The following is a 21,436-nucleotide window of genomic DNA, read 5'->3' as shown; positions in this document are numbered from 1 at the left end:
TTTCTTTCAAGTGGACAGGCACTGACAGCTATATAAACTTTTCCGTGGTATTGTTCTAATTCTTTTACTGTTGTAATAGATGCCTGCAGTATTTTCTGTATTTCATTGTTTCTTACTTTCCTTTTTTAGTAAGGTATGGTGTAAATGCCCTTCATTTATTGAGGATACAGCGCATTTCCTTTTTTCCAAAGAAGAGCGTTACAACACATTTTATCCACATATTTTTAAATGAAGGAGCAGTTACTCATATTCTTTAGCTGGCTATGGCAAGCGATTTCGAGATATTCACTGTACGCATTTGGAATTGTTGTTGTAATTCTTTAGCTTTCTGAACGACATCTGTAATTTGTTTTGCTTTATCTCCTGTTACAGCCATAATTTCAGCGAGTTCCTTATAATCACCATTTTTGATTGCTTTTTTCTCATCTGAAGAGAGACGATTATTAACAATTTTTACAAAATCATTGAGTTCTTTTTGCAGCATAGAAGAGTTTTTTAAGATCGTTGTCTGCATTTCTTTTGATAAAGCAAGAAGATCTTGCAAGTTTTTGCTTGGCATTTTAACTGCTGTCTCAGAGCGACTTTGTTCGTTTTGATGATTTTTATTAATTTCGTTCTCAGCATATCTTATGGCATGCGAAAAATTTACAACTGCGTGAGCGAGCATGTCACTACAGCTTTCAGCTATTTTACGCGTCCGATTTTTCAGTCCACAGAAACTGATACCTGCAAGACTGGCAACAGAGCCAGGCGCTGCTTCAATCCGATTGGCAAGTTCTTGAGCACATGATGGATCTTCAAGAATCCGTACCATCTTTTCGTCCAACGTTTTGGAGTTGCCATAAACAATTCTTGATAAAATCTCAATTTGTTCTCGGCTTGTGCATACACAGGCATCTTCTTTTATCATTTCAGAAACTTCACTTTTCCGTAGAGAAGATAATTTTCTCCCTGGAATGAGAATATTTTCATGATTTTCAATTGTTTGGACTGTAAAGGCAGGTGTATCACTATGTTTTAAAGTTTCCGGCTGTTTAGAGCTAACAAGTCCTTCTTGTTGCGTTTTTTTATAGTCCGTGTGTTCCCTTAAAACAGATATTTTTTCCGGATTGGAGATATTTTCAAATAAATCTCTCAAAGGTTTTAGATCGCCTTCTTCTGTTGCCTTAATACTTGCAAGCGTTATAGAATTTCTATCTGAGAGAGAAAAATCAAGCTGATAGCCTGCCGATTGAGCAAGTTTTTCAAAAAAGATTTCTCGTGTACGTTGATTGCCTGCTACGAAAGGCTTGGTACGGTGAAGAGAAGCAAATAATCTTGCCGCTTGGTCAACAAATTCTTTGCGCGATAAACCCTGAAAATTGCTATTTTCAAAGAGCGTTTGATCCAGTCTTTGTAGGCCAATTTGAATTTCATCACCGGTTGCAAAAACATTTCCCCAATCCATTCTTATTATTTCTGGCATGGCAGCAGTGGTACCATCTTCAAACATGAACGGGACATTGCGCAGTTGCCCAGCCCATTCGAATGTTGCAGAAAACAATGTTTTATGAACATGGCACAAATAGGAGGAATCAAAACAGTCTGGTGCGGGTTCATCACGCAGACGAGCCACTCCTTTTTCTATATCATGTGAATATTGTTTCAGAAAGGCATTTGAGTCTTTTATTCCATGCTTGTTTTTGAGAACGTCACTGCCAGGGTAAAAATAGTGATGGGGTGAGGGGACTCCTTTTGTTTTTGCTTTTGCTTTTGGCATCATTGTCTCCTTATAATATAACGTTGTTTACAAGAGTATTAAATTTTTAAGTAAAATGCTTCCCCTCGCGTATGTTTCCAGATTTGAAGTATTTCAGAATGAATTATTAGTCCTTCAAATATATTACTATTCATCCTTGGCTATACCAATTGCTTTGTAGTGTATTTCTCCTTCATTTTTACATGTTTCATTGTGCCTTACTTTCATTTTTTAATAGGGTATGATGTAAAATTCCCTTTGTTTATTAATGCTATAATGTATTTCCTTCTTTCTTAGAGAGAATGCTAAAACAGAACTTTTACCCACGCATGTTTAAATGAATGAGTAGTATTGCATATTTTTCAGCTAGCTATGGCAAGCCCTTTTGAGCGGTTTACTACATACGTTTGTATTGGGGAATTCATATGTGCTGTTTTGGCATTCCGAGCGACATTTGCAATTTGTTGTGCCTTCTCTTCTGATAGATTCATCATTTTAGCGAGTTTCTTATAATCTTCCTTTTTGATTGTTTTTTGCTCATCTGTGGAGAGACGGTTATGGAGCGCTATTACAAAAGTATTGAGTTCTTCGGAAAGTACAGCAGATTGTTCTAAGGCTTTTCTCTGCATTTCTTTTGGTAAGGTAAAGAGATCTTGCAAGTTGCTACTTGGCATTCTGATCTCTTTCGCGCAGCGCCTTTGTTCGTTTTGATGATCTTTGATAATTTCTTTTTGAATATGTCTTACAGTAAGCGAAAAATTTACAATTTCGTCAGTGAGTGCCTTCACACTTCTTTCGGCCATTTTGCGCCTCGAGTTTTTCAGTCCACAGAAATTGATACCTGCAAGCTTAGCAATAGAGCTAGGTGCTGATTTGATCTGATTGGAAAGTTTGTAAGCAGTAGATGATGGGTTTATAAGGTTTGTAGAAATCTGCGCTATCTTTTTGTTCAACGTTTTGGAGCTGCCATAAACAGTTTTTGATAAAGCTTGAATTTTTTTTTGACTTGCACGTACATTAGGATCCACTTCTACCATCGTATTAATTTCAGTTTTCATTAACGGCGGTAATTTTTTTCCTGGAATGAGAACGCCGCTAAGACTTTCAGTTTTTTGAGTCATAAAGATATCTTCGTTCTCGTTTTTTAAGGTTTTTTGTTGTTCAGAGCCAACATGCCTTTTTTGCTGTGTTTCTGTACGGCTTTGTTTTCTTGAAATACGTTCCGGATTGGAGATATGCTCAAACAAACTTTTCAATGGTTCTAGATCGCCTTTTTCCTTTGCTTTAATACAGGCAATTTTTATATCTTCTTGTGGTGCAAGCGAAAAATCAAGCTGATGGCCTGCCATTTTTGCAAGATTTTCAAAAAATAATTCCTGTGTACATCCATTACCTACCCTGAAAGGACATGTATGATGAAGAGAAGCAAATAATTTCGCTGCTTGATCGGCAAATTCTTTGCGCGATAAACCCCGCAAATTATCCTTTTCGAAGAGCGTTTGATCCAATTTTTGTAAGTTTTCGTGGATTTCATCACCATTTGCAAAAGCATTTCCCCACTCGGAGTCTACCATTTCTGGCATGGCAGCAACGGTACCATCTAAAAATGTGAAGGGAACATTACGTAGTTGCCCAGCCCATTCAAATAAGCTAAAAAACAACTTTTTATGAATATAGCATAAATAGGAGGAATCAAAAGACTCTGGCATTGGCTCTTCACGAAGACGAGCCATCCTTTCTCCTACGTTACGCGCGTACGCATCCATCAAAACAACAGGGTCTTGTATTCCATATTTATTTTTGAGTGTGCTGGTACCAGGATAAACGTAATTATGGGGTGAGGGAACTCCTTTTGTTTTTACTTTTGCTTTTGGCATCATTATCTCCTTATAATATAATATTGTCTACAAGAATGTTCAATTTCTCTGGTAAAATATCCCCTTTCGCGTGTATTTCTAAATTTTAAGAATTTCAGAATGAAATCTTAACTCTTCAGATATGCAGTTTTTGCTGGTTATACTGATCGCTTTGCGGCGTTTTTTCTTTTATTTTCTCTTTAATTGTTCTTTGATAAAAGCCTTCTTTATAGGTGTGGCATCCTTTTAGTGTCCTCCAAAGATGTTTCGTTGTTTGAATGGATCATAGTAGATTTCTGTGACTTTAAATTTTCCCTCAATTCGTTTACATTGAATGATGATATCAATCATTGAAATCAATAAGCCTCGAATATCATCACGCTCTAAATCGCCTCCACCTTCGCTTTCTTTGACTAAAAGAGTCATTTGCTCAAAAGCAGCAAGAGCTGTTGAAGCATGAACTGTGGTAATCGAACCTGGATGACCTGAATTGACATTGCGGATATAATAAAAGGCTGTACCATCTCGAAGCTCTTGTAAAAGAATGCGGTCAGGACGCATGCGTAAAGCAGATTCAAGCAATTCTTTTGGACCAACAGCGGCTAGACCCTGTCCATCTTTTGAATAGATCATAGAAACATGGTTGGGCTGTGGTACAACCAATTCTTGTGTATCTTCAATGGTGATAATACGCTCATCATTAGGAATTTTTGAGATTAATGCTTTTGATAGTGTTGTCTTACCAGAGCCGGTTTTTCCGGAAATTAAAATATTTTTTTGGGATTTTACAGCTTTATCTAAAAAAGAAATAAAATCCTTATTGTAGTAAGCAGTTACCAAATTGTGCTCAGTAGTTTTGAGTTCGTTAAAACGAGATTGATATTCATTTAATGGCGTGAAGGATACTTGTTCACACAGCGAAAAAAGACCATTATTTGCGAGATCTTCGAGAGAAAAATTCTGTGATGATGGTTTGCGAATTGTCATACTGACAGTGTCTTTTTCCACCGCTGGAGGAATAACAATTTGAATACGCTCATTACCCGGTAGGGTCGCTGATAATATTGGATTTTTGTCGGATATATTTTGCTTAGAATAGGACGCGACGACTTTAGCAATCCCCATAAGCTCATTAAATGAGAGGGTCGGTACTTCTATTGTTGTCCATCCCTCAGTCCCTTCAGTCATCACCTGATAGGGACGATTTATGACAATTTCAAAAAGACTGCTATCTTTCAGAAAAGCACTAATTAGTTCAAGTTTTGTTAAAACAATTGCAACTGTTTCATCGTGCAAATTTTGCAAATTCTGTTTCATTTCAAAGTCACCGCAGAATTTTTATAGAAGTTTCGTGAAAGTGCCCGATTGGTGATTTGCTTTTTGTTTTCGATCACTTTTAATTTATAAACATTGGAAAAATCTAAGTCACGAGCAACAAAAACATTAACCATTTCTCCTTGGTTTTTGTTTAGTGTTGGGGGGATATTAGCATAATTCTCTACAAGAATATTTGCAATATTTTGTCCCGCAGAGACTGTTTCAGTGTCGCTCTTATCCGATTCTTGTGATAAGCGGCCTTTCGCATAGTTTGATGCATCTTTGACAATTGATACAAGAAGCGCAGATCCAATCCGTTCTAACCAATGATTATCAATATCTCCATCCATACCAGAACGTCCAAGAGAATCTGTTGCCGGTGAAGCTAATGCGATAATGATACCATTTGGTGTTTTTGCTCTATTCCATAGCACAAAGAGACGATTTTGCCCTTTTTTTAATCCAGCACGATATTCACCAACAATTTGTGTGCCTTTCTCAAGAAGAACGACACGACCATTGTCTGACAAGATGTCTCGGGAGATGATACAACTGGTAAATCCTTGCTGATCACTGCTGATTGCTGTTTCTAAGATACAAGGGATAGAAGCACCCATCGCTATGATATAGTTACGATTTCCAAGTGTTGAAGCGCGCACACCTTCAAGGGTTGTTGGTTTGAGGAGATGATTAAAGCGCTGTGCTGTTTCATCAGGTTTGTTTTCGGATTGGTTGAGCAAAAGGCTTTTATCTGCCACTATATTTGCTTTGTCTTGCCGTGTGTTTGCAAAGGCCAATACAGGAGCACGTTGTGCTGCCTCCATGAGCGATTTATCAGACTTCGATTGACCTATTTTGGGCGTTGGTAGCTCAACCTTGGGCAACAAAGTATTGTTTTGTTCGCTATCGCTTTGTTCAGTTATCTCAATGGGTATAGGTTTTGGTTGTGCAGGGCGGAAAATTTCTGTTTGCTGAATAATTCCCTCTTTTGGAAGCTCAACGGATTGTTTTTTTTCTGTAACAAGCGTTGAATATGCTAAATAAGCACAGACACTGAAAAGAACGAAAAAAGCAGCTGCTTTACCTACATTGCTCTGTTGTTTTTTTCCGTAAACATCTTTTATCATATCACGATCATTGATGTCTTTTTCATCCATTTCGTCATTCATGGTGGTTTCCTATATTCACTTCACGTTGTACAGATGGTGATGTTGTACCAGTTTCAGGATTAATCCCTTCAGGCAAAAACCTTCTGTTAAAGATACACAGTACGTCATTCCCACGGCGCAAAGTAAATTGGGCAGCTGTGGCATGAACAATAACTTTGTTACCTTTAATGGATTTTGGAACGAGAGATTCTTGCCCATCAAGTGAAACAAGATAAATGGCTGGAATTTCTTTATTGCCCAAAAATGTAAAAGTTGTTGTTTTACCGTTATCATAGACAGAAGCAGGCTCAATTAAAACTGAACCTTGGGCTTCATAAGCCCAATTACGTGGTCCAAAATCTTCATGGATATCTAAAACATCATTGACAAAGTTTTCTTCGTGTTGTGCGGCCTTTGCTGCTTCGGCTAATTTTTTGCGCAAGGCTTCATCTTCTGGATAACGAAATTTTACCAAGAAATATGTCTCATTTCCTGCTGAAACATCGCCTTCACGTACTTTGAGTTCAAACTGATAAGACCGTTTTGTCCCATCTTGACGACTTGTGACAATTTGTAAATTTGTGACAGGTTGAACTTCACGGGGCTTTAAAAAAACAAAGTGGCCGGCTGGTGCAACTTGCCAAGCAACAGAATTGCCAATTCCCACATAGGTCACTTCTTCATCATCGGCAAATTCAAGCTGAACCGAAGAACGAATAGAGCCTATGATTTGTGTGACATTGTAGGGATCATAATTAACAAATCTGATACGATTGTCTTTGCGTGCACTCACAGGAGCTGTTTCTGCAAATGATAAAGCTATACGACAACTTATTGCGGCAATCAAAGCTAAAAAGATTATTTTTGAAAATCTGATCATTGTATCACCTCTGGATCTGATCTATATTCCGATACTTGGAAGCCAAGTGGGTTTGTTAAGCGATCCGTCGTTGAAATCTGTGCATTAATATAGGAAAAATTTAAAATCGAAATCCAATGGGAAATATTTTCTTTTCCATTAAGTTCTCTTACTGTTTTATAATAACGCACTTGAATGAGATCTTTGCTTAAAAAGGAGATTGATTTGATTGTGACTGTAGCAACCATGTTGCGATAGATATTTTGTGGACTTTCTGGATTATTGCCCGCATACCATTTGGCAAAACGGTTCTGTTCTTGTGGTGAAGATAAAAGAGAGACCAGGCGAAAATTGTTTTCTGCCTCTGATGATTGAAAACTTTCACGTGCACGAACATATTTGCTGGCGAAATAGCGTGTTATGGCTTCATCATAATTGTTGGGAGCCTCTTTTAATGCACTGACTGTATCAACAATGCCTGTTGAATTATCGACGCGGATAACAAAAGGTTCTACGGTTTTTAAAGGTGTTAATGCTGCCACAGCTAAAGCTAAAGCAACCGTCATTAATCCAAAAAGCACCGTTAAAGCCATGGCAATTTTCATCCGCACTCGCATGCCATGCATGCGATCAATATCGAATGAACGTGCTTCTTTTATATATTCCTCAAATGCATCACTTTTCACGTGGGACCTCCACAGTTTTATCAAAGAGCGTTTCGTGATTTACGGGATTTAATGAAGTGGTATTAGGTGTTACGTCAGCGATTGCTTTTTCACTTTTCAAGGTATTGACGATGATGGGTGTTGTGACAGGCGTTACAATTTTTTTTTCTAAACTGATATTTTTCATGCCTTTATTGTTCCAATCCCACTTATCTCTATTTAAAACGCGGACATGTTTGCCTTTACATCGTGGTGGTTTTTTTGAGCCACTCAGAGAGGTACAACCGGTAATGGTGATGGTTAGAATCATAAAAAAAATTATTTTTTGTTTCATTTTTTGAACTCACAAATACTGTAGAATACAACACATAGAGACACTTTTGCACTGAACAATCTCATAAAATCCGTGCGGCGAAATATTTTAGTTAGCCTTATTAAACTTAAGAGTATCAAATATCCCACACAATGCGTGCATAGAGCACGCATTCAGTGTGAAGACAAAAATCATGGCTGTCTGATATTAAAATCGACCACGTCCTCGAGCTCCCATTTTTGCTGCGGTGCTTGCGGCACCAGAAAGTTTTGAGGCCGCACTCTTTGCCATATTTTTACCAGCTTGAGCGCCACTGGAGAGCATCGTGAAAAACTGTCCTCCTGTAGATATACCAGCGTTAAAGTATGGTCCACCAGAAGAGAGTGCAGAAGCAAGCCCAGGAAGTGCCCGGAAGAGAATGGCTCCCACTATCGAGATGACAACAACAGGGGGAAAAAGGAAATAGATTGAATCATACGTGCCATTGAGAACGCTCATGATAACTTTGCACATAATCGTTCCTAACATGATCACCAAAACTTGCAAAATGGTGAAATTGACCAATGTCGTAATCCATGCATCAGTAAATTTTCTGGTTGCATTAAATAAATATAGGCTGATGAACAGAGGCCCAAGACCTATGACCATCACAAGTGCAACTTGTGCAAACATTTGGACAATAAAACCGCCTATACAAAAGACGATAACAGCCAGAATCATCAAACATCCTAGAAGACCAACCATGATTTTTTCAAGAAACCAAGCTTTAGATAAGACCTCTTGGTAGCGAAGACTTGCTTTTAATAAAATAAAATCAAAAACATTGGATTTCGTGGGATTTTCATTGAGTGCATTTCCAATGGCGTTCGCCAAATCGTTAAAGAAGATATCTTTGACATAGACGTTAAATGTATCCGCATTCGTCGCCATTGTCGTTACAACAACGATTTTAACGACATTGTTGAGAAGATTATTCATTGAAAGGGCAGTGCGACCCGTCATAACATTATAACCATACAGAAAGATGAAAATGATCGAGGCAAGATTAAGTGGTGCCGCAATAGCAGAAGACAACCCACTCACTGTTGAATTCATTGCACTATTGAGCGGGCTTAAAATATATCCAGAAATGCTTTCAAATGGGGCAAAACTAAAGTCGGACATCAGAGTTCTCAATTTTTTTTCTTAACTTTTCTTCAATATCTTTATGCCTTTTCTGTACTTCTTCCTCACGAAGTTCTTCTTTTGATTTTGTATCTTTTGCTTGTATCATCGCTAGGGATTGAAGCTTTAAAGCGTTCACTTGAAGATCCGCATGAAGAATGGCTAACTCTATTTGAAGTGCTTGAAGTTCTTCGGATTTAGGCTTTTCTTGTAATTTTGTATTTGTAAGTTTATCACTTATTTCCTTGATTTTTTCTGTAGATGTCTTTGTACTTGCATAAATAGTTTCAGCCGTCTCTGATCTTGCAGTGTTTAGTTTTTGTGTGCTTTCTAATGCGTTTTTATAATACTCATCTACATCGAGGGTAGTTTGTGACATCGCATGAGAGACAGAAGACAAAAATAATAGTGTGATTAAGTAATATTTTTTCATTGATTTTCTCTCCTTTGATGAAATATGGGCAACCATTTGTCAGGATCTGTTCCATATTCACTGATAATTTGATTCATAAGTTCGATATTCTTAGTTGTACCGCTTAAGACGGCGATCTCGTCATTCATTCCGCGTAGATTGAGTTCTGCAACGACAGAGTTTTGTCCTTGTTTGATTAAAAAACGGCGAGATTCTCTGCTTAACTCCGACTGTATCAGTTCAAATTCACGCTCAGTCAGTTTGAAATCTTCAACATAATCGTGGTAATTTGCTTTTTGGTTTGGAAAAAATATTTGAGTAGGACATTGCTCGATAATCGTGTGTGCGATTGTCGAATTTAAGGCATCTTTTGGGCTTTGCGTTGCAAAGAGCATCATACCATTTTGTTTGCGGATCGTCTTCAAGCGATCTTGTGCAAAAGCTTTGAATGAATCATCTTCAAGCGCTTTCCAAAATTCATCAACGATAATAATAATGCGCCGTCCATCAATAAGATCAAGAATACGATGGAACAGATACATCATCAAGGGGCGCCGAATTTCTTCATTGTCTAAGAAATCGGTCATGTCATAACCAATGAACTGCGCGTTTAAATTGAGATCATCTTGATCGTTATCAAAAACCCATCCTAAAGCATTGCCTTTTATCCAGCGTTGTAAACGTATGGCAATTCCTTCTTTTGACGTGTTATCAAAAAACAGTTGAAGAGCACCAAGAGAGCGTTGTGCATGTGGCAGGCTTTCCAAGGAATCGATGGCTTTTGCAATATCTTGTCGCTCTTCCTCTGTCACCATTTGACCTTCAGCTGTAACGAGCTTTAAGACCCAGTTACGAAGAAAGACCTTGTTTTTTTCAGTGTATTCCATACCTTTTAACGGCGCAATGCCAGTGGGGATGCCGTTTTTTAAAGGCTTATATTTTCCACCTCCAGCACGCACAAAAATCTCTGCACCCTGATCTTTATCGAAAAAAACCATTGTAGGATTGTGTTTTTGTAATTGTGCAAGAAGAAAATTAACAATTACGGTTTTACCAGATCCCGATGGACCGCAAACAAAGGTGTTACCAAGGTCACCATAATGAAAATTAAAATAATAAGGTGAACCAGCTTGTGTTTTTAGCAATGCTACAGCAGATCCCCAAACATTGTTGTTCAATTTACCAACAGGAAAAGAATGGAAGGGTGATAAAGCTGCAAAATTTCTGCTGGTAATGGCTCCAGATCGCGCACGATAGCTAAAATTTCCAGGTAGTTGTGCCCACCATGCAGCTTCTAATCCTAAATCTTCTCTGGCTATAACTGCTCCACCATTGGTTAAATGGGAGCGTGCCTTTGATAAGTTCTCAGCTAACATTTTTGGATGGTCAGCAAAAACGGCTAGAGAGAGATGATGCTCGCCCAAAACAAAACGGTTCGACTCTAAATCATCCAGTGCTTCATCAAGCGCTTCAATTTGTGAGCTGGCACGATCAGCTGCATTAATCATTTGATTTTGTTTACGGCTCATAACGGCACTGGCAGCTGCTTTACTCTTAAAAACAAAAGACTGTGTTAAAATAAATTCAAACGGTGCTGTAAGCAATTCATCGACCATACCTGGGCGTGTTTTAGATGGATATTCTTTCCACCCAAACATGCCAACAAATCGTTCATGGCTTTCATGGCGAATTTCGATAATTTCTTTACCAAAAATCACACGATCTGAATAAATCGTTGATGCGATGGTGCCAAATGTAAGAGGAATACGCTCACGCCTTCCTCCCACCAATTGGTGTAGAAATTCACTTTGTTCAGAAAATAAAATGCCATCATGTTCATAAATTGACAAGAGGCGTGCGTTATAAACTTCTAAACCTTGTATAAAATCTTGACTTAACTCTTCGAGTTTTCGAATAGCTTCACTATCTGGTTCAGATTGCGTTTTCTTCGCTTTTGCTAATCGCTGAAAAAATGAAGCGAGTTGTTCAGTTTTATCTGATGCTGGATTCCAGAGCAGTGAAACAAAAAGATCATTTCTATAAAGCTCTTGTGAAACCATTTTCTTTTTATATTTCTCATCTAGCGTCTCTGCAAAAGACGAAAGAAAACGACCCTCTGGATAAAGCATTTCGCGCCGGCGGATGATGTGAGAATATAACGCAACACGTTCATCTGCGATGTTTTTCAAGAGGGTGTTTAATTGATTATGTAAGGAGTTTAATTGATCAATATCTACAGTGTCAAAATTTACACCATCAAGAGCTATCACAGTCATCAAGCAACGCGAATTCAACGCAATGACGTGTTGGTTGACGTAGCGTATATAGGGAATGTATTCTTCAGGCAAAGATTCCTTTTTTGCGATTGATGTCTGTCTCATCTTCTCAGTTCCTCATAGGTGCGGATAAGGCGCAATGGGGATGTAGATCCTCCTCCCCACCTGTTGAGATTTTTCTGTTTTCCTCGGGTATTGAGCCAAGCAAATAATACGCGAAACTGGTTGTGATCATATTTTGTCACTTCGCGTAAAACAAAATGCATCCCAACACCAAGACCAATCATGGTAAACCCACTTGTTAGAATAAAAAGAACAGACGTCGCCATAACATTAAGAGCCATAGCTTCCATTGTAACACCAGCAAACATGGCCGGTCGTGTACAGGCAAGGAAAAGAGTATCTTCGTTCATTTACGATGTACCCGTTAATTTAGTAACGATAGTGGGTGCCCCAAATACAATACCAATGCCGATAATACAGTAAGCTGCTTTGCGTAAATCAATAAAGCCGTACATCCAACCAATACCCACAGCAGCAACACATATAATCGCAATGAGCCGTGCTGTTCCTCCCGTCATCATTTTAACAATTTTATCTAAAACGGTATCAAGACTCCCAAAATCAGTAGCAGCACTAGAGGCGTAAGAGGGATTTGATATGATGATTGTGGCTAAAAGCAGCATAATAATGATAAACATGATGTTTTCTGATATAGTGTTTGTCATTGTACCTCTCTTGACAAGAATTATTCGCCTTTTAATATCCTTTTGTCCCTAACAGTTGAAGAATTCTTTTTCCTGATGACTGACGATACAGAACACCCTTCAGCTATTGTTTTCACAAAGCCTCGATAGTGATTTTTGCTCGCCTGTAAAAATTCCTCTTTCGAGAGACAAAAAACTTCCATTTTAAGATTCTGTTACATGAAAATGGCAATTTTAAGTTATATATTCTTTTCAAAAAGGCAATATAAAATACTTTAAGGATGGAAAATATATTACAAAATGTATTATATATTCAATATATTCTATGGAAAATTTCCCCTTCAAAGAATGGGTGATTTGTTGATAAAAATTTCAAAGGTAGAGAAAATGAATTTTTTGATAGGCTTTATGAAGCGGGTGCGGTTTAAATTCATCGTTATTATTTACATTATGGGCTCTGCCTTATGGGGGATAAGCCAATATAAAGATACAATGGGCTCGGGTGCTCTCGAGGTATTTACGATGTCAAATATCCAAGATATTGTTGATACGCATTTCGAAAAAAAAGAGCAAACAAAACCCATCATTAAACAGCAATTAGAAAAAAGTGAACCAATTTATGAGTCGCAGAACAATGTTTTACTGCACGATGCGGATATTTTTCATGGTATGGCATCTGTTACTAGTGGTGTCACACTTCATTTGTTTACTCCTGTTGCGCAATCTTGGCGTACGCATATTACGCGCAATATTCATCTCTATGGTGTGGATACTTGTGCACCGCGTCAAAAAGCAAAATTAAACGATCAAGAATGGCCATGTGGTGCAGTTACAACGGCTTGGCTGGTCACAAAAACACTTGGTCAGAATTTATCATGTAAGCATGTCTTTATGCACAATGGTATTTCTTATGCGCAATGTTTTGTTCAAGGCATTGATTTGGCTGAAATAGGCCTTGCAGAGGGGATGTTGGTGCTTTCAAAAGAGGGTAAAAATCCTATTCCGGTACAGTATCGTAGTGCTGAAGAAGCAGCACGCAGCAACAAAATTGGTATTTGGTCAAGTGATTTCATTGAACCTTCACGATGGCGGCGTGACAATGGATCTTACAATCCTTTTGCTGATTTTTGATCGGGATTTACTTGATGTTTAATTACACACCTTACAAAGTGAATTGAAATGCACCAGAGGGTACATTTGAATAAACTGTAAGAATATTTGTATCTTTTTTTATATAGGTGGACTTGATAGTACATCCATTTTTAAGATACATTTGTTCTCAAAACAGCCTCTCTATGTTTTTGTCTGTGTGTTTACAAGACAAGAGAAGTAGAATGTCATTATTACTAGAAAAGTTTTTCAGTATTTACTTGTGCTTTAAAGAGAAGGCAAGAAGACAAAAAACGATAAACAAGCAAGATTACTAAAGAAGAATTGGTAAATGTAAAGTAAAAAATAAACAGTCTCCAAAACGGTGTAAAGTTCAAGAGGACTGATAGAACATTTTATCATGGGTTTAAAAAACTTATAGCGAAAAGTTTTTTAAACTGGAATTTTTACCTTCGGTATTAGGGTAATGCTGTTTACTTTTTAAAAAAGAGTCAATCTGTAGTATAGCTTACTAAGATGCCATATAAAATTATCTGCTTTTAAGGCTAATTTTCCAAATGATGGATCTCAAATGAATCCTGAAGTTTTTATGAAGGAAGTTTCGTAAGAATAACTTTTATCGTTTGTTGTTTTTCTATATGCTTTGGGTGTTCCCATTTAAACGTTCAGGGGAGGGGAATATAGCGACCAAGATAACAATGGGGCAAAAGGAGCTAGTGCTTTTCCTTTTGTGGCTTCGTGGTCCATTGAGTGTAATACTAAGCATTGTAATGATTATGGGTTTTGTAGGATTGGCTACAGTTCTTGTTGTGATGTTTTGGTCGGTGCAAAAGCACCAATATGCACTGTAATTTGGCCATTTACGGTCAGTTTTTTCTCTTTCTTTTTTATTGGATTTTATGACAAAATTATATGATGACTTTCGTAAGCTTTTTTTGATTGTTTTACTCATAGCGTTCACTATGCAAGCAAGAAAGTAGCAATAAAATCTGTTCCTCATGCGGTGTGAAAATTCAAGATGATTCTTGAAAGATGATATTAGCAAATAAGATATTTATAGAGGACAAAAATGAAAAAATTTATTTTATTATATACAGTTCTATTATTTGTGGTGGGTTGTGAGAAAACTTACAGCGTGGATGAATTTAAGAAAGATGCAAAATTAAGAAAAGAATGAGGAAAGAAAAGTTTTCTTTCAGGACTATCTGTTAAAAAATCTCAAAATTGTCAAAAATGTCTTTAAAGCAGATACTGAAATGTTTTTATCAGAATAGCTTAATTATACAGATTGCGATAATAAATTTTAACAAATATACACTTCAACAGTAAAGTGTTATACACAATCCCAAAAATAAAGAGGCTATTATTCAATTGATAGTAGTTTTTTTAATTTTTGTAGTAGAAATTTCCATTATTTTTCATTTCAGACGATCTCTCAAGGCCGTATTCGCAATAATATTGTTTGTTTTGAGAATCATGATTACGGGAGAATTAGGTAGCGTTCTCTTATGATAGGGTTAGTGGAGCATTTGGGAATTTATAGCAGATACCAAGTACTTATAGCAGGCATATTAAGTGCCATCGTCTATGATAAAGAGAGTAGATACAGCGTGGGGAGGAGCACATTTTTAAAAATGCTCATGAATGCTTATCTTGTTGTGTTGTAAAACACCATTTTAGGGTAGTGATGCAAGTTATAGGGCTTTATGCATGTGGTTTTTATGAGAGAGCGTGGTTGATATCCAAGGTAGGGCTTGCTCGTATAATTTTGTGAAAGAGATCACATAAAATTGGAAGAAAAAAGAGACTTGTCCTTAAGAATCTAAGGTAGTATAGGAAGTGAAAGTGATGCTATTTCAGGTGGTTTGAGGAAAAGCAAAATGCCGCAACTTTAACTTTCTATAGAGAAAATTGGGTTAAGGTAATTATCATATCCAGAACATTGTTTGAAAAGATGGTCATTGAAAGATCAACATATGGGTCACAAGCAACACAACTAGTGCCTGTAAAATGGCGGAGTTTACTGTTTGATTTAGCCATGCTTCTGTAAACTTTTTGGTTTCTAAAAATATATAGAGGCTTATGAAGAATGGTTCTACTGACAGGACAAGAAATCAACCAGGCTTAATCAATAACGAGATGATAAAACCAATTATATAAAAACAGGTAACAATAATTAAGTATATAGACCGGTATTCAGGCAACAAAAAACCTACCAACGTTCCATCTTGTTTTGTCTGTTCCATCAACAACGTGTGCAGGAACTTTATTCATCATATTATCTCATACATTTTTCTCTTAGGATGCTCATTTTGTGATATTTGCAATGGTATTGGGCAGATCATTGAAAAATATGTTCCTGACTCGTGTATTGTGGTGAGCGACGTTTATGGCAAGTACTACAATGATGCCAAGTTTGCATAAACTTCCATAAGGGTATGGAAGGATGCTCATAAATAATATTATACCCTTGTCAATACAATATAAATTGCACAAGATATCTTAAGCGGAGCACCTAAACTTGATGAAAGGATTTTAATGGTGTTATCCATTATTTTTGTAAATGGTTTTATCAACGTATTGTCTATATAAGCAAATGCGCCTTTGGTCCTTATTGCTGTCTAGATGCTCCGCTACGCATTATGTGTTTTTATAATTTAATTGTTTTTTTCTTTAGCGTGCTGTTTTGCTTCTTGTCATGGCTCGTAATCTACTAGTGTCAGTTTCAATTTTTTCAAGTTTAGCCTCTATTTTGGCTTTAAATTCTCCATATAGTTTGCGATTATGTTCTGCAACTTCTGCCTGACGTTTCTTCTCAAGTTCCGTTCCTGTCAAACGCATGTTTTCATAATTTTTTGAAGTTTCTGTGAATCCACACTTTACTTTCCATTCTTCCATCAACTTTGGATTTTTTTAAACTCTGCTATGCCGTAAGTTTTTTTACATTCAGCTGTGATAATTGTAGTGCAAAGCAGCAGTGTAGTGACAATAATTTTATTTATGATTTAATTACTATCCGCTTTCTTTTCAGATTTTGTTTGTTCTTGATCGTCTCCAAGATGTTCTTTTACAAGATTTTTATGATGCTCTTGAAAAAGTTCCATATCGGCTTGCATGATATTTTGGCAATTTTTGGGTGTTTTTAGAGAAGATAATCCCATCTTCTCACACTTTTTTCCCCATTCTTCCATCAATTTTTTATCTTTTTTAAATTCTGCTACACTGTAGGTTTTTTCACATCCAGCTGTGATAATTGCGGCGCAAAGCAGCAGTGTAGTGATAATGATTTTATTCATAATTAATTCCCCTTCTTTCAGTTTTACAAGGTTTTAGAAAAATTTTTAAAATTTCGCTGTAATAGACCTTTAACTCACAACTTGTTTTTTAGCTTGTTCTTTTGCTTCTTGTTCCTCTCGTCTCTTATTTATTTTTCTAGAGCTTTTTTAGAATGTTTTTCATCAAGTTCTTTAGCGGCTTGTTGCACATTTTGACAATTTTTATAGTTATTAGAAGCTGAACATTTCCATTAAAACTCCCTTACTTAAGGGATCATTTTTTAAATTCTACTACACTGTAGTTTTTTTCATAACCAGTTGTGATAAATTCTGTGCAAAGTAGCTGTGTGGTGATGATGATTTTGTTCATGATCAATTTCCCTACATTTTTTAGTTTTACAAGGCTTGAGCACAATTTTTTAGTGCGCCATAAAAAGTTCACTAAGTGCTTGTTCAGTACTTTTATAATTTTGAAACGGCTTCACAGATCTCCCTTTGTTCTTCACACTTTACAGCTCATTCGTTGCGTAATTTTTATCTTTCTTCAATTCTGCTACGCTACGGGTTTTTGCAATTAATAACGAGAATCTCTGCGCAAAAAAACAGGGTTGTAATCATGATGTCCTGGAAAAATAAGTTTTGTAAAGCGCAAACCTCAGTAAACTAGTTGCTTATTTAACTCTTCCTCTAAGCGTTATTATAAGTTAATAAAGAGATTATATAGCGGAAAAAAAGAATAAACACTGCTGTTTAATTGTAATATTTTTTTAGTATGAATAGATAAGAGATGAACTTTCTTCACAATCATTATGAACGCAATTATTTGAAAAAAAGTTCCTGCCTGTCTAAGTTTGATAAAGGTAACAAGCGGTATTCATTTTAAAATGATTGCATCAACAGATAAAGCCCTTGAAGTGAGAGGTTGAGAAAAAATAATTGTTCGGCACTATGTGGTTATATGGCATTGAAACCCGTGAAATACGGCAACTTATCTTACGCAATGGGATTAAGGTGTCAACATGGAAAAGGGGAATGCTTTGTTACAATGGGTTTTTTCTAAAAAAAGATGGGTAAAAATGTTATTTATCGGAAAGAGCGTATCATTCAACGGAGTGTTATCTGCAGTGTTTTGTTGATGGGATTGATCTTGTGTGCTTAGGGCTTGCGGAAGGTAGGGTGGTTTTGATAAAAAGATCAGTATCATTTTTTCGCCAGCAGATTATAAAAGTTTACAATTTTCTGCGCAAAAGGCACAAAGTGGATTATGGACTAGCAGATTTGATCAGCTAAAAGATTGGAGAAAAGCTAGCGGCACTTATAATTCCTTTGATCCTTAAAGATTGTAAGAAAAGCAAAAAAGTAAGTGGAATAGTGATTCTTTGAAGTACAGAGGAAGATTTTTGTTTAAAAAACGTCGAAAACTCATCGTTGAATAGTTTTGTTGCTTACGGTGATCTTTTTTTGTTCATGGTAATAGAGTATTTGAAACAATGAAATCTAAAATATTAAGCAATCTTGAATAAGTCTATGGCATGCTTTTAGGCTTCAAAGCCAATGTATTGCATAAATAATGGCGCGTATTTTGTATCTTGTATGTTCAGTTTGTACTCAAGTGATTTGCCTTTCAGGAAGCGGGGATTTCTCTTTTGGGAAATTTTTTATGAAAATATTTATTCGTTCATTTTCAAAATAAGAATTTGAGTATTTCACTTAAATAATTGTATTAATACAGTAATTTTTAGAATTAAAGTTGTTATTAGTGGAAGTAGAATTGTAAAATTATAAGCTTTTGATATGAGGAAATTCAAAATTGTGCATCACTTACTAACCTATTTATTTTATCATTTTTCACGGTCTATTTTCATGGTTTATATGTACGATGTGAACTGATGAAGAGGAGAGAAATACGGTGTTGAGAAAGAAGATGACAGAATAGTTATCTTCAGATAAGCAGTTTTGAAGTAAGAGACATTGTGATAAATGGTAAACATATAAACAGGTGCAACATGAATGAACTCACCCATATTGATGACGTTATAGCGCATTATGATGCTGTCTTTTGTGATGTTTGGGGTGTTGTGCATAATGGTGTGCACGCATTTGAATCAGCATTGAAAGTGTTGCACAAAATTCGACAGATGGAAAAAAATGTTGTTTTCTTGACCAATTCACCTCGACCGCGGGAAAATGTCGTTGCTCAATTGCAAAGCATGAATGTTCATAATGCTTATTATGATGCCGTTATCACTTCAGGGGATGTGACGCGTGATCTCATTCGCGCTGCGCCGCGTAAAGTTTTTTTCATTGGTCAGCAACGCGATTTGATGTTGTTTGAGGGGTTAGAGTGTGAACTGGTTGAGGAATGGGAAGCTTCTGTAGTGGTTTGTAGTGGTTTTCTTGAAGATCTTGATGAAGAACCCTCCGCTTATAAGGATATGTTTCATCGCATGCGGATGCGGAATTTGCCTTTTATTTGTGCCAATCCTGATGTGGTTGTACATTGTGGAAATCAGGAGTTTTGGTGCGCTGGTGCATTGGCGCGTCTTTACCAGCAATTAGGGGGTGAGGTACGTATTGCTGGAAAACCTCACGCACCTATTTATGAGTGTGCCTTTGAAAAACTTCAAAAAATTCGTGGTACAGTGGAAAAAAGTCAGGTTTTGGCTATTGGCGATGGTCTTTTGACCGATGTCAAAGGTGCAATCCATTTTGGTCTTGATGTACTTTATATTGCGGGGGGTATTCATCGTTATGACTATATGCAAGACGGTGTGGTGAATAAAGAAGCTCTGCACTCTTTTATTGAACGTCATGGCTATCAGCCAAAAGCAGTAATGTGGGCACTTCAGTAATGTCTGATTTTTTGCGTCTTCGGGGGGTTCATATGTTTCCTCTGGCTTGGCGAGGAGCAATATTGGCACTTGGAAATTTTGATGGTGTTCATTGTGGCCATCAGGAGATGCTCCAAAAAGCGCTTGATTTAGCGCGCATAAAAAATAAGCCCGCTGTTGTTCTAACTTTTGAACCACATCCAAGAAATTTTTTTCAACCATTAGATCCGGTCGATCGCTTGACAGAAGCTGCTGAAAAAGCTGAAATTTTTAAAATCCTCGGGTTTAATGGTGTGATTGAACAGCCGTTTGATGCGCATTTCGCTGCTCTTTCAGCAGATGAATTTATCAATGTGATTTTAAAACAAACTTTTAATGTTTCCGGTGTGGTAACAGGTGAAAATTTTCAATTTGGTTGCCAGAGAAGTGGAAATTCACACCTTCTTTGTCAAAGGGGAGAGGAATATGGATTTGAGGTTGTTCAAATTCCTTGTGTATCTGATACACATGGTCTGCAACAATCGATTATTTCCTCTAGTTTTATTCGTAAGGTCCTCTCACAGGGTCAGGTGGGAACCGCAGCTCATTTATTAGGGTATCATTATCGGATACGATCAAGTATTGTTCAGGGAAAAAAACTCGGCCGCCTTTTGGGATTTCCTACCGCTAATCAGATTTTACCTCCTCAAGTCAGTTTAGCGCATGGTGTTTATGCGGTACGATTGCGTCGTGCTAGCGGCGTTTTGCATGACGGGGTTGCAAGTTTTGGTTGTCGTCCGACGGTTTTTAAAGATGGAGTGCCGCTTCTGGAAACTTATTTGTTTGATTTTAACGGCGACCTTTATGGAGAAAGTTGCACCGTTTCTTTCTTACAGTTTTTGCGAGGGCAAGAAAAATTTGATGGGCTTGAGCTTTTAGTTGCACAAATGAAACGTGATGAAAAAGCAGCAAAAGAAATTTTGACGACAATACAACCATTGTCGCAGTTAGATAGGTTACTTACTTTTAAAAATATGCCCCTAGATGATCTGAAAAAGATGTAAGAGCGGCAAAAATAGCACTTAAACTGATTATGATTACAAAAATATACTCTAAAACGTCATGAAATATGTGAGATTTTCGTTGTTTTGTGGCAGAAACAAATGTTTGAAGTTCTGATTTAGGCATTGTCTTTATCTTTTTCACAAGTTTATGAAATTTTATGGCTTGTGCTATAGTTTAAGAATTTACTGCTTATTTCTTTCTTATCCGTTAAGATAAGTGCTTAAAGAATAAGCTAAATGATAAAGATGCATCGAGCGTGTTCCTTGGTGAAAGTAAGCGACAAGAGGTGTGGAAGCTGTTGTTAAAATTGTTTTCATGATTTCAATATCTGATTTTTTTATGGTAGGCGGTACGATGGGAATATAATGTGCTTTTATGCCGCATTCCTGCGCTGTTGTTTTAATGGTAGAAAAATCAGGTTATGAGGATTTTCTTAATTGAGGCGGTTACAGATAATCGTTTTAAAGTGAGCCTATACTAATGTTTTTATGTTTTTGACGATAATTTAGGCGCTGATAAAAATAGTAGGGTCAATTTGTTGTAAGTTTATCTTTGTTTATTCTCAATAGAGGCTTCTTCATGATGTTTTCTGCTATGCTGAAATTATATTATGAAGGTGAGATCTTTTTTATGGTATCTTGAAAAAATCTTTCCTTTGTTGAGAAGAATGAACCTGGCTGATAAAAATAAACAATGATGTGTAGGATTATCTTATCTGCAA

General features: G+C 36.8%; 20 protein-coding genes and 1 pseudogene. 5 read left to right on the top strand and 16 right to left on the bottom strand.

What is annotated here, in order from left to right:
- Positions 1 to 253: 253 nt before the first annotated feature.
- From V4B17_RS05415 to V4B17_RS05360, 12 genes are all read right to left on the bottom strand, one after another.
- Positions 254 to 1,762 carry a BID domain-containing T4SS effector gene (locus tag V4B17_RS05415; protein WP_455479159.1) on the bottom strand — a complete coding sequence of 503 codons (1,509 nt, stop codon included), beginning with the start codon at positions 1,760 to 1,762 and terminating at the stop codon, positions 254 to 256.
- Positions 1,763 to 2,100: 338 nt separating this feature from the next.
- Entirely contained in the window at positions 2,101 to 3,618 is a 1,518-nt protein-coding gene (locus tag V4B17_RS05410) for a BID domain-containing T4SS effector (protein ID WP_455479158.1), read from the bottom strand.
- A gap of 222 nt (positions 3,619 to 3,840) precedes the next feature.
- Positions 3,841 to 4,911, bottom strand: coding sequence for a P-type DNA transfer ATPase VirB11 (gene virB11 / locus V4B17_RS05405; RefSeq protein WP_455479157.1), 1,071 nt, complete (start codon positions 4,909 to 4,911; stop codon positions 3,841 to 3,843).
- On the bottom strand, positions 4,908 to 6,080 hold the full coding sequence (gene virB10, locus V4B17_RS05400) for a type IV secretion system protein VirB10 (protein WP_455479156.1): 1,173 nt from the start codon (positions 6,078 to 6,080) through the stop codon (positions 4,908 to 4,910). Before virB10 ends, virB11 begins: the two co-directional genes overlap by 4 nt.
- Complete coding sequence (gene virB9 / locus V4B17_RS05395; protein ID WP_455479155.1) at positions 6,073 to 6,939, bottom strand: P-type conjugative transfer protein VirB9; 867 nt, start codon at positions 6,937 to 6,939, stop codon at positions 6,073 to 6,075. The genes virB10 and virB9 overlap by 8 nt, the downstream gene beginning before the upstream one ends.
- Positions 6,936 to 7,604 carry a virB8 family protein gene (locus V4B17_RS05390; protein ID WP_455479154.1) on the bottom strand — a complete coding sequence of 223 codons (669 nt, stop codon included), beginning with the start codon at positions 7,602 to 7,604 and terminating at the stop codon, positions 6,936 to 6,938. Before V4B17_RS05390 ends, virB9 begins: the two co-directional genes overlap by 4 nt.
- Positions 7,594 to 7,917 carry a type IV secretion system protein VirB7 gene (locus V4B17_RS05385; RefSeq protein WP_455479153.1) on the bottom strand — a complete coding sequence of 108 codons (324 nt, stop codon included), beginning with the start codon at positions 7,915 to 7,917 and terminating at the stop codon, positions 7,594 to 7,596. The genes V4B17_RS05390 and V4B17_RS05385 overlap by 11 nt, the downstream gene beginning before the upstream one ends.
- A gap of 186 nt (positions 7,918 to 8,103) precedes the next feature.
- A complete protein-coding gene (locus tag V4B17_RS05380; protein WP_455479152.1) occupies positions 8,104 to 9,060 on the bottom strand; it encodes a type IV secretion system protein in 957 nt (318 codons plus the stop codon).
- Positions 9,047 to 9,493: a type IV secretion system protein VirB5 gene (locus V4B17_RS05375; protein WP_455479151.1), complete on the bottom strand. Its 447-nt coding sequence runs from the start codon at positions 9,491 to 9,493 to the stop codon at positions 9,047 to 9,049. The genes V4B17_RS05380 and V4B17_RS05375 overlap by 14 nt, the downstream gene beginning before the upstream one ends.
- Complete coding sequence (locus tag V4B17_RS05370; RefSeq protein WP_455479150.1) at positions 9,490 to 11,853, bottom strand: VirB4 family type IV secretion/conjugal transfer ATPase; 2,364 nt, start codon at positions 11,851 to 11,853, stop codon at positions 9,490 to 9,492. Before V4B17_RS05370 ends, V4B17_RS05375 begins: the two co-directional genes overlap by 4 nt.
- Complete coding sequence (locus tag V4B17_RS05365; RefSeq protein WP_455479149.1) at positions 11,850 to 12,161, bottom strand: type IV secretion system protein VirB3; 312 nt, start codon at positions 12,159 to 12,161, stop codon at positions 11,850 to 11,852. Before V4B17_RS05365 ends, V4B17_RS05370 begins: the two co-directional genes overlap by 4 nt.
- On the bottom strand, positions 12,162 to 12,476 hold the full coding sequence (locus tag V4B17_RS05360; RefSeq protein ID WP_455479148.1) for a TrbC/VirB2 family protein: 315 nt from the start codon (positions 12,474 to 12,476) through the stop codon (positions 12,162 to 12,164). It lies immediately after the preceding gene.
- Between the two features lie 366 nt (positions 12,477 to 12,842).
- Here V4B17_RS05360 and V4B17_RS05355 point away from each other — a divergent pair, with 366 nt between their 5' ends.
- The 3 genes from V4B17_RS05355 (at position 12,843) to V4B17_RS05345 (ending at position 14,742) form a co-directional block, all read left to right on the top strand.
- Positions 12,843 to 13,586 carry a hypothetical protein gene (locus tag V4B17_RS05355; RefSeq protein ID WP_455479147.1) on the top strand — a complete coding sequence of 248 codons (744 nt, stop codon included), beginning with the start codon at positions 12,843 to 12,845 and terminating at the stop codon, positions 13,584 to 13,586.
- A gap of 695 nt (positions 13,587 to 14,281) precedes the next feature.
- Complete coding sequence (locus V4B17_RS05350; protein ID WP_455479146.1) at positions 14,282 to 14,416, top strand: hypothetical protein; 135 nt, start codon at positions 14,282 to 14,284, stop codon at positions 14,414 to 14,416.
- Positions 14,417 to 14,634: 218 nt separating this feature from the next.
- The gene (locus tag V4B17_RS05345) at positions 14,635 to 14,742 is read left to right on the top strand and encodes an EexN family lipoprotein (RefSeq protein ID WP_455479145.1); all 108 of its coding nucleotides are present in this window, start codon (positions 14,635 to 14,637) and stop codon (positions 14,740 to 14,742) included.
- Positions 14,743 to 15,523: 781 nt separating this feature from the next.
- Here V4B17_RS05345 and V4B17_RS05340 read toward each other — a convergent pair.
- The 3 genes from V4B17_RS05340 to V4B17_RS05330 form a co-directional block, all read right to left on the bottom strand.
- Positions 15,524 to 15,670, bottom strand: coding sequence for a type IV secretion system protein (locus tag V4B17_RS05340; protein WP_455480192.1), 147 nt, complete (start codon positions 15,668 to 15,670; stop codon positions 15,524 to 15,526).
- 568 nt (positions 15,671 to 16,238) lie between these two features.
- The gene (locus V4B17_RS05335) at positions 16,239 to 16,466 is read right to left on the bottom strand and encodes a hypothetical protein (RefSeq protein WP_455479144.1); all 228 of its coding nucleotides are present in this window, start codon (positions 16,464 to 16,466) and stop codon (positions 16,239 to 16,241) included.
- A 104-nt stretch (positions 16,467 to 16,570) separates the two neighbouring features.
- The gene (locus V4B17_RS05330; RefSeq protein WP_455479143.1) at positions 16,571 to 16,861 is read right to left on the bottom strand and encodes an EexN family lipoprotein; all 291 of its coding nucleotides are present in this window, start codon (positions 16,859 to 16,861) and stop codon (positions 16,571 to 16,573) included.
- A gap of 1,985 nt (positions 16,862 to 18,846) precedes the next feature.
- Between V4B17_RS05330 and V4B17_RS05325 the strand changes: the two genes are divergently transcribed.
- A complete protein-coding gene (locus V4B17_RS05325) occupies positions 18,847 to 19,692 on the top strand; it encodes a TIGR01459 family HAD-type hydrolase (protein WP_455479142.1) in 846 nt (281 codons plus the stop codon).
- The gene (locus tag V4B17_RS05320) at positions 19,692 to 20,714 is read left to right on the top strand and encodes a bifunctional riboflavin kinase/FAD synthetase (RefSeq protein ID WP_455479141.1); all 1,023 of its coding nucleotides are present in this window, start codon (positions 19,692 to 19,694) and stop codon (positions 20,712 to 20,714) included. The genes V4B17_RS05325 and V4B17_RS05320 overlap by 1 nt, the downstream gene beginning before the upstream one ends.
- 201 nt (positions 20,715 to 20,915) lie before the next feature.
- Here V4B17_RS05320 and V4B17_RS05315 read toward each other — a convergent pair.
- Positions 20,916 to 21,220 (bottom strand): annotated as a pseudogene (locus tag V4B17_RS05315) (beta-lactamase hydrolase domain-containing protein).
- Positions 21,221 to 21,436: the final 216 nt, after the last annotated feature.

Source organism: Bartonella sp. B23 (genome assembly GCF_053793815.1).
The sequence above is the reverse complement of the archived record's forward strand: the minus strand, read 5'-3'. Positions and strand labels throughout refer to the sequence as shown.

Bases quoted from the DNA above. Each gene is read 5' to 3' on its own strand.
- V4B17_RS05415 (WP_455479159.1), bottom strand. From the start codon at position 1,762: ATGATGCCAAAAGCAAAAGCAAAAACAAAAGGAGTCCCCTCACCCCAT.
- V4B17_RS05410 (WP_455479158.1), bottom strand. From the start codon at position 3,618: ATGATGCCAAAAGCAAAAGTAAAAACAAAAGGAGTTCCCTCACCCCAT.
- virB11 (WP_455479157.1), bottom strand. From the start codon at position 4,911: ATGAAACAGAATTTGCAAAATTTGCACGATGAAACAGTTGCAATTGTT.
- virB10 (WP_455479156.1), bottom strand. From the start codon at position 6,080: ATGAATGACGAAATGGATGAAAAAGACATCAATGATCGTGATATGATA.
- virB9 (WP_455479155.1), bottom strand. From the start codon at position 6,939: ATGATCAGATTTTCAAAAATAATCTTTTTAGCTTTGATTGCCGCAATA.
- V4B17_RS05385 (WP_455479153.1), bottom strand. From the start codon at position 7,917: ATGAAACAAAAAATAATTTTTTTTATGATTCTAACCATCACCATTACC.
- V4B17_RS05380 (WP_455479152.1), bottom strand. From the start codon at position 9,060: ATGTCCGACTTTAGTTTTGCCCCATTTGAAAGCATTTCTGGATATATT.
- V4B17_RS05375 (WP_455479151.1), bottom strand. From the start codon at position 9,493: ATGAAAAAATATTACTTAATCACACTATTATTTTTGTCTTCTGTCTCT.
- V4B17_RS05370 (WP_455479150.1), bottom strand. From the start codon at position 11,853: ATGAGACAGACATCAATCGCAAAAAAGGAATCTTTGCCTGAAGAATAC.
- V4B17_RS05365 (WP_455479149.1), bottom strand. From the start codon at position 12,161: ATGAACGAAGATACTCTTTTCCTTGCCTGTACACGACCGGCCATGTTT.
- V4B17_RS05360 (WP_455479148.1), bottom strand. From the start codon at position 12,476: ATGACAAACACTATATCAGAAAACATCATGTTTATCATTATTATGCTG.
- V4B17_RS05355 (WP_455479147.1), top strand. From the start codon at position 12,843: ATGAATTTTTTGATAGGCTTTATGAAGCGGGTGCGGTTTAAATTCATC.
- V4B17_RS05345 (WP_455479145.1), top strand. From the start codon at position 14,635: ATGAAAAAATTTATTTTATTATATACAGTTCTATTATTTGTGGTGGGT.
- V4B17_RS05330 (WP_455479143.1), bottom strand. From the start codon at position 16,861: ATGAATAAAATCATTATCACTACACTGCTGCTTTGCGCCGCAATTATC.
- V4B17_RS05325 (WP_455479142.1), top strand. From the start codon at position 18,847: ATGAATGAACTCACCCATATTGATGACGTTATAGCGCATTATGATGCT.
- V4B17_RS05320 (WP_455479141.1), top strand. From the start codon at position 19,692: ATGTCTGATTTTTTGCGTCTTCGGGGGGTTCATATGTTTCCTCTGGCT.